The sequence below is a fragment of the Paenibacillus zanthoxyli JH29 genome (assembly GCF_000520715.1).
GTDB lineage: Bacteria > Bacillota > Bacilli > Paenibacillales > Paenibacillaceae > Paenibacillus_AQ > Paenibacillus_AQ zanthoxyli.
The window spans coordinates 1-7,508 of record NZ_ASSD01000527.1; the positions used below are offsets into that span (position 1 = coordinate 1).

At 53.6% G+C, this 7,508-nt stretch carries 6 protein-coding genes and 2 pseudogenes; 3 read left to right on the forward strand and 5 right to left on the reverse strand.

From position 1 onward, the window contains the following. Window positions 1-544: S-layer homology domain-containing protein (locus tag L691_RS0120370; protein ID WP_025692195.1), on the forward strand; the 544-nt coding region annotated here is incomplete at its 5' end. Window positions 545-806: 262 nt separating this feature from the next. On the opposite strand, the pseudogene L691_RS32190 reads toward L691_RS0120370, so the two are convergent. Beyond that, window positions 807-1,157 (reverse strand): annotated as a pseudogene (locus L691_RS32190) (MFS transporter); the annotation flags it as partial. Between the two features lie 9 nt (window positions 1,158-1,166). On the opposite strand from L691_RS32190, the pseudogene L691_RS29595 reads away from it, so the two are divergent. Then, window positions 1,167-1,757, forward strand: a pseudogene (locus L691_RS29595) (sugar phosphate isomerase/epimerase family protein); the annotation flags it as partial. 15 nt (window positions 1,758-1,772) lie between these two features. Beyond that, window positions 1,773-2,786: a Gfo/Idh/MocA family protein gene (locus tag L691_RS0120390; protein WP_025692197.1), complete on the forward strand. Its 1,014-nt coding sequence runs from the start codon at window positions 1,773-1,775 to the stop codon at window positions 2,784-2,786. 417 nt (window positions 2,787-3,203) lie between these two features. Here the strand turns inward: L691_RS0120390 and L691_RS29600 are convergent, their stop codons facing one another. From L691_RS29600 to L691_RS0120415, 4 genes are all read right to left on the reverse strand, one after another. Beyond that, window positions 3,204-3,680: a collagen-like protein gene (locus L691_RS29600; RefSeq protein ID WP_408634772.1), complete on the reverse strand. Its 477-nt coding sequence runs from the start codon at window positions 3,678-3,680 to the stop codon at window positions 3,204-3,206. Window positions 3,681-4,205: 525 nt separating this feature from the next. Further along, window positions 4,206-4,430 (reverse strand): hypothetical protein, encoded by a 225-nt coding sequence (locus L691_RS0120405; protein WP_025692199.1) that lies wholly within the window; start codon window positions 4,428-4,430, stop codon window positions 4,206-4,208. Further along, window positions 4,420-4,710, reverse strand: a complete 291-nt coding sequence (locus tag L691_RS0120410; protein WP_025692200.1) for a hypothetical protein — start codon at window positions 4,708-4,710, stop codon at window positions 4,420-4,422. Before L691_RS0120410 ends, L691_RS0120405 begins: the two co-directional genes overlap by 11 nt. A gap of 45 nt (window positions 4,711-4,755) precedes the next feature. Then, window positions 4,756-7,508, reverse strand: a 2,753-nt coding sequence (locus L691_RS0120415; RefSeq protein ID WP_036737487.1) for a cation-translocating P-type ATPase, incomplete at its 5' end; no start/stop codon positions are given.

Below are 7,508 nucleotides of genomic sequence, written 5' to 3' on the forward strand. Positions count from 1 at the left end.
CAAGGATCTGGGCAAAGTTGCGTGGGCGCAGGAAGCGATCAATGCCTTGGCGGCCAAAGGCATCATCAAAGGCGTGGACGGCAGTAATTTTGCACCGGCCAAAAATGTTACCCGCGCGGAATTCGTTACGATGCTGGTTCGTTCGCTGAGCCTGACGGATACCGGAGCAAGCAATACATTCAAAGATGTTAAGCAGGGCGTTTGGTACTCGGATTCGATTGCCGCAGCGGTTAAGGCCGGTATTGTAAAAGGTTCCGGAAGCGGCAAATTCGAGCCGGGACGTGAAATTAGCCGTGAAGAAATGGCGATTATGATCGTGAACGCCCTTAAAGGACAACTGCAGCCGGTAGATAAGAATGCGGCGCTGCAGAAGTTCGCCGACAAGTCTAAAATTGCGCCATACGCACAGGAAGCAGTCGCGCAATTGACCGAGCTTGGAATTGTGAACGGTGTGGATGCAGGAAAATTCGCACCGAAGGGCATCGCGAACCGCGCTCAGGCGGCGGTTATTATCTTCCGTATGCTGGAGAAGAAGGTATCTTAATATTCTAATATCAACAAAAGGTGTTCCGCCCGTCATCTCCGGATGGCTGCGGGACACCTTTTTTCGTAATCTGCCTGGAAAAGTTCATGACAAAGAACCTCCATTTAGCGATGATGCGAAGGAGGTGGTCATTTTCACGCTGCTGGGAAATGATTTCATGCACGGTATCAGCAACCATCTCCCTTCCGCTACAGGCGCAGGTCGTTCAACGGTGCTGGGGAAGCTTGCATTGCCGTAAGGTTAGGGACAGTATGTTAAATAATTAGAGTCTTCGAATCGGTGTGATCAAAGCAATCGTTACTTCCAAGATCTTGGCTGCTGCCGCAACGGCAAATACTGCCCGGGGATCGGTCCATTCGGAAAGCGCAGCGCCTGTCATTGCTCCTAAAGGCATGGCAAGGCGAGTCAATACTCGTGAAAAACCAAGAACCCGTCCGATCATATCCGAGGGAATAGTCTCTTGACGAACGGAAGTGACAATCGTATTCCAGGCGGTATTGCAGACCGTTACGGCAAAAAAAGCAATGCCGGGCGCCAGCCAGAATTGACTGACCGAAGCAAAAACGAAGCCGGTAGTTCCAATTCCCAAGAGTACCGGAATCAGCTTTCCCCGGGGGAAATGATAGATGTCTGCAAAAAACAGCTTGAGCTCGCAGCCGTTCTCGGAGCCGATGCCATCCTAGTTATTCCGGGTGCGGTCGGCGTGGATTTTATCCCGGGCTCCGAGGTTGTCGCCTACGACAAAGCCTATGACAGAGCGCTGGAGGCGATCGGCAAGCTGGCGCCGGAGGCCGAGCAATTGGGCGTAGCCATCGGCATCGAGAATGTGTGGAATAAATTTCTGCTGTCCCCGCTTGAAATGCGCGGATTTATTGATGCGATTGGCTCGCGCTTCGTAGGCTCGTACTTGGATGTGGGGAATATCGTACACTCCGGCTATCCGGAGCAATGGGTGCGGATTCTGGGCGACCGGATCAAGAAGGTGCATTTCAAAGATTACCGCCGGGAAGCGGGAGGTCTTCACGGGTTCGTGGACCTGCTCGCCGGAGACGTGGATTATCCCGCAGTCGTTAGCGCCCTTCGAGAGATTGGATACGACGGCTATGTGACAGGCGAGATGATTCTTGCTTACAAGCATTACACCGAGCAGATCATCTTCAATACTTCCGCGTCGATGGACGCTATTTTGGGCCGGACGGATTACAAAGCCTAAGCAGGAGTGAGGGAAATGTTTAAAGTAGGACTGGTAGGATTCGGTTTCATGGGCCGGATGAATTTTGATCATTACGTCAAGCTGAATGAAGACGGCTATCCGATCACGCTGACGGCGGTCTGTGACCCGCGGATTGAAGAACTGAAGGGCCAAAAGGCGACCGGAAATATGAGTACGGCCCGTGAAGTATATGATTTGTCCGCATACCATCTATATCGTGATTTGGAAGACATGCTGGCTAACGAGGAGCTGGATGCCGTCAGTCTGGCAGTCCCTACGTATCTGCATGCCGAAATGGCCTGCTCGCTGCTGGAGCGCGGGCTTCATGTATTCTGCGAGAAGCCGATGGCAAGGCATTCGGCGGACGCGCGGAAGATGGTCGAGACGGCTAAGAGCAGCGGCAAGAAGCTTATGATCGGGCAGTGCCTCCGGTTCTGGCCGGGCTATGAATACTTGAAGGAAGTTGTAGCCAGCGGCAAGTTCGGTCAGGCGACGGAAGGTTATTTCTATCGCGGTTCCGGCGCGCCGAAGGACTGGTTCCTCGATGAAAAGCTGAGCGGCGGCTGTATTATGGACATGCATATACACGATACGGATATGATCAACTATCTGTTCGGCAAGCCGGAAAAAGTATCGACGCTTGGGCGCAATGTGCTTCCGGGAAGCGGATACGATATCGCCTCGACCCATTATTATTATAAAGACGGGAAGGTCATCAACTCCCAGGTGGACTGGACGCTGGAGGGCGATTTCGGCTTTTACATGGGCTATCGGGTTAATTTTGAAGGGGGCAGTGTAGTATTTGACGGCAGTACGGTCAAGGTGAATCCGAATGATGCACCTGGCTTTACCCCGGAGATTTCGCCTGAAGCCGGTTATTACCGGGAACTGGATTATTTCCTGGATGCGGTCATCCATGACAAGCCTGTTAACGTGTGTACACCGGAAAGCGCGGCGGAATCGCTGGAAGTCGTGGAAGCGGAGATGAAGTCGGCGGATGCCCAAGGGGAATGGGTGAAGCTCGCCTAATTAAGTCGAAAGCTGGCCGAAAGAGAACCGAGTTTTGCTGTGGGCAGAGCTCGGTAAAGAATTTATAAGTTTTCGGGGTCCCCGCAAAGTATTTGGAATAAGCATCGAAGCATAGGCCTCACTTTGTGGGGCTATTTTGATATAGGTGAAAAGATGGTCCTTGCCGGTTCTTTTTCCAAAAGTCAATGTTTGTAACTTATTATTCATCATGCTATCATTTTCAGGTAGAATAAGTGCAAATATTGGTTCCTCCGGATTTTCTAGCGAGCCTACTTCAGTAGATATAAAAATATCTTCTGGATCCTCACTACTATCCAGTGTACGACCTAACCGTTGACTCTTGGATGATAGCGGAAAACACGAATAGTCGCACGACAAAGAGAACAGCCCGCAGGCTGTTCTCTTTCACTGTCTGCCTTAGAAGCAGGTGAACGAGCGAATCTGATTCAAATCAATGCCAAAGTACGCCCAGAAGAAACCGAACCATCTGAACCCGGCAATAGAATTACGCCCGACGAATACCGGGTAGAACCAAAATTGCTCGCCGTTGTTCAGCCAAATGTATGTGTTGCGGAACAGGCAGCGTCTGATCCCGCCGGGGTCGATGGCAAATGTGGTGGCCGACATTTGCGGTACGAATTGCGGTGGAGGAGCCGTCGGCGCTTGAACGCCTCCCGGTGCACCTCCCGGAAGTCCCGGAGTCCCGGGAAATCCACCTGAAAACCCCGGTCCTCCCGGCATGCCAGGTCCGCCCGGGAACCCTGGAAATCCTTGGCCGGTTCCCGGCGTTGGAAAAATCCCATATGTGATCGCTCCTTTCAATGTGTAGGCATAATCATCATATGCATTCGCGGAAAGGGCGCTTGGGCGGTCAGCCGGCGGATGCAGTCTCATCAGGACAATATACGTAACGAAAGCAAACAATACCCCTACGAACCAGGAAATATCATATAAGTATTTTAACGAAGGAACAAATTGCCTAATCAATGATACCAGGGCTCCAATGGCGGTTGCCACATTCCCGGTTAACTTGTAAAGGTCTTCTACCTCCAACGTTAGCTTAGATTTCCCCATTATTTTCCATGGGACAGTCAATAAAGACAGGGTAGTTGCTATATATCCTCTGCGTTTGAAAGTGATCCATTTCGGGAAGAGGCCATCCGGATGGAAGTAAAGTTAAACGCCTTCCAATTTCGTTCTTCCGGTTTAACCGGTAATAAATCGGTATTGCTGAGGGACGGAGACAAGTTATTGGTATTTTTTTGAAGATTGAGGAACTTGGTGAATGTTAACGAAGATGAATGGCTTTTTGAGTTGTAAGAAAAACTGCCGCTAAAACGAGGTTCTTTTTCGTGGGAGAAATAAAAATTGAAGCAGCAGGCCGAGGGGCCTGCTGCCGGAGAATTCTTGGTTTGCTTGTCAGCGGATTTTGGCAAAAGAGATCCAACTGAGCAGGTTGATCCGTGATTTTTTTCCCTTATCCTTAACCATACCGTAGAACTGGCCTAAAAATTGCTCCCACTTGCCGCCAATCTCATTACTGGAGGCTTGATTATCCATCACGCTATGTATGCTCAGATTGATGGCTTCCTCCAAATGCGTCAGCGCCTCCTGAAGATGCTGATCAATGGCTTCATTCTGCACGCAGTGTCCCTCCCGTCTCTCCGGCTGAAGAGGATTCCGCAGAAATCTCCTGATCCAGCCGCTTTCTCATCCGTTCAAATTGCGCTTCGGCGACAATGTCTTCCATTTCGTCGCGGGCGATCTGCAGGGCGTATTGAATACGGCCTGTCAAACCTGCGGTACTCTGCGTCCCGGTTTCTGCGAGCGGCTTCAAGGTATTTTTCACAATCGGCCAAAGGGTGGAGGCTGCAAAGGCAAGCGCAGTGCCCACGATAAATCTGTCCGTGTTTTTTTCCAGCATGTTCAGGTAACCTCCTTAAGTTGATAGAAAAAGCCTATCCCGCAGCTAGGCTGCGGAATAGGAGGGGGCCGCCGTACCCGTCGTCTGATCCTTCCTTTCGAGGAAGGACAGGATCGGCCTCGAGAGCCAGGAAATCGAACCTGCGACGAGCAGGATAGGCCCCCAGAGCTGCAGGGGAATTGGCGCGGTATGGAAAAACTGGTTGAGCGGAGGAACATACAGCGCGCCCAGCAGGGCGAGCCAGGAGATGCTCAATGCGCCGACCAGGAAGCGGTCTTTACTCCAATCGCCCATCGTTTGCTCGCTGTCTTCTTGGCGCCAGGAGAACGTTTGGATCAGCTGGCCTGCCACCAGCGTCGCGAAAGCGACGCTTTGCGCCATAGCCACGGGCTGCCCGGAGGCCAGAGCCAGACCAAACAGACCGAGCGCCCCCGCGCCAAGCAGTACGCCGCGCGTAATGACCTTGCGGTATAGCGGTTTGTCCACAATGTTCGCCCGTTTCGTCCGCTTCACTTTGCTGCCTGGGTTGACGGCCAGAACCATGGCCGGCAGTGCGTCGGTCAGCATGTTCATAAGCAGTATTTGAATGGGAACGAGCGGAATCGGCATACCGAATATCACCGCAACGCTCGTTACGAGAATTTCCGCGAGATTGCCGGTGAGCAGACATCCCAGAGCCTTGCGGATATTGCCGATAATTGTACGGCCTTCCTTGACCCCCTCTACGATGGAGCCGAAGTGGTCTTCTTTCAATACGATATCGGCGGTCGCTTTGCTGACCTCCGTGCCGGCCTGGCCCATCGCGATTCCGACGTCAGCCCGCTTGATCGCCGGACTGTCATTCACGCCATCCCCGGTCATGGCAACGATATGCCCTTTTTTGCGGAGCATGCTGACGATGCGCAGCTTATGCTCAGGCGTCATACGGGCAAAGATGGACACCCGGTCGACAGACTGCTCAAGCTCCTCGTCGCTCATACGGTCAAGTTCGTGACCGGTGAGGACTTGACCCGGCTGGCTGCTGCCCATAATGCCGATTTGCTCGGCGATGGCGATCGCCGTGATCGGATGATCCCCGGTAATCATGATCGGCTTCACGCCGAGGGAGAGCGCTTCTTCGATGCTTTTTTGCACATCAGCCTTCGGCGGATCGATCATGCCGGCCATGCCGGCGTAGATCATATCCCGCTCGTCGAGGTCTGCCTGCTGGTCATGCTCATCCGCTTCCAGCGTACGGTAGGCGAAGCCAAGCACACGCAGAGCGCTGGAAGCGAGCCGTTCGCTTTCCTTCAGGATATCCGTTCGAAGCTGCTCCGTGATCGGATAGACTTCACCGTTCTGCTGGTATCTGCTGCAGCGGCGGAGAATCGATTCTACGGAGCCCTTGGAGAAAATATAACAGGTCTGCCCGGACGTAGTGTCCTTGCATACCACGCTCATTTTTCCCGTGCCGGAGTCAAAAGGAACCTCCGCGCCGCGATGCCAGTGGGTCAGCTGCTCCGGCTTGACCCCTCCTTTATAGGCCATCGCCAGCAGCGCGCCTTCGGTCGGATCTCCTTGCATCGACCAGGCGTCTCCTTGCTTGACCAATTTACTGTTGTTGCACAGGCAGGCGATCTGCAGGATTCGCTGCAGTTCCGGCTGCGCAGCGGAGTTTTCATTTGCCGGGGAATCCGGCAGGCCGGAGCCTTTGTCAGCCCGGCTCTTTTCCAAGAAATCGCCCGCTGGGTCATATCCGCTCCCGGATACCTCCCAGGCACGGCCGATAGCGGTGACTTGCTTGACCGTCATTTCATTTTTCGTCAGTGTGCCGGTCTTGTCCGTACAGATGATCGTCGCATGGCCCAGTGTCTCAAGTGCCGACAGCTTACGGACGAGCGCATTTTTCTTGGCCATACGGAAAATGCCCGCACTCAGCGCGATCGTGATGGTAACCGGAAGCCCCTCGGGAATCGCCGAGGCGACGAGCGTGATCGAGGTGCTCACCAACTGAGGAAACGGAACGCCGCGCAGAAGCCCGGATACAAATACGATACTTCCGGCGATAAACGCCCACTTGATAAATTTTTTACTAATGGACGTAACCTTTTCTTGGAGCGGCGTTGTTGTTTTTTCATTGGTTTTGAGCAGCGACATCAGGTGACCGAATTCCGTGTTCATGCCGGTTTGGACGACAACACCCAAGGCTTTGCCGCAGGAGATATCCGTGCCCATGTACAGCATACAGCTGCGCTCAGACAGCGGGCACTCTCCTTCGGCTTCGGTCTCCTGCTTCACGACGGGGACCGATTCGCCGGTTAACGCCGATTCGTTCACTTCGAGGTTCCATGCGCGAATCAGGCGAATATCGGCAGGCACCCGGTCGCCCGGCTCAAGGCAGACGATGTCGCCCGGCACCAGGTCGATGGCGCTTATATTTTGTTCCGCACCATCACGGATGACCTTGCTGGCCGGAGGCTGAAACTGATTCAAGCTTTCCACGATCCGCTCGGCTTTTCGCTCCTGAAACGTACCGATCGCCGCATTGGCGAGCAGCACGGCGCCCATAGCGAGACCGTCGAACAATCCGCCCGTAAACAGGGCGAGCACCGAGGTGCCCAGCAAAATCAGCGTCGTAAACTCTTTAAACTGGCTAGCATACGAGACAATCCAGGGGGTATGCTCCTTCTCGGCCAGCCGATTCATTCCGTGCCGGCCGCGCGATTCGTTCACCTGAACCGCCGTTAGGCCGCGCTGCACGTTAACCTGAAGCTGCTGCGTGACAGACTCCCAAGGCATACCATGCCAAGTGGCGGGTT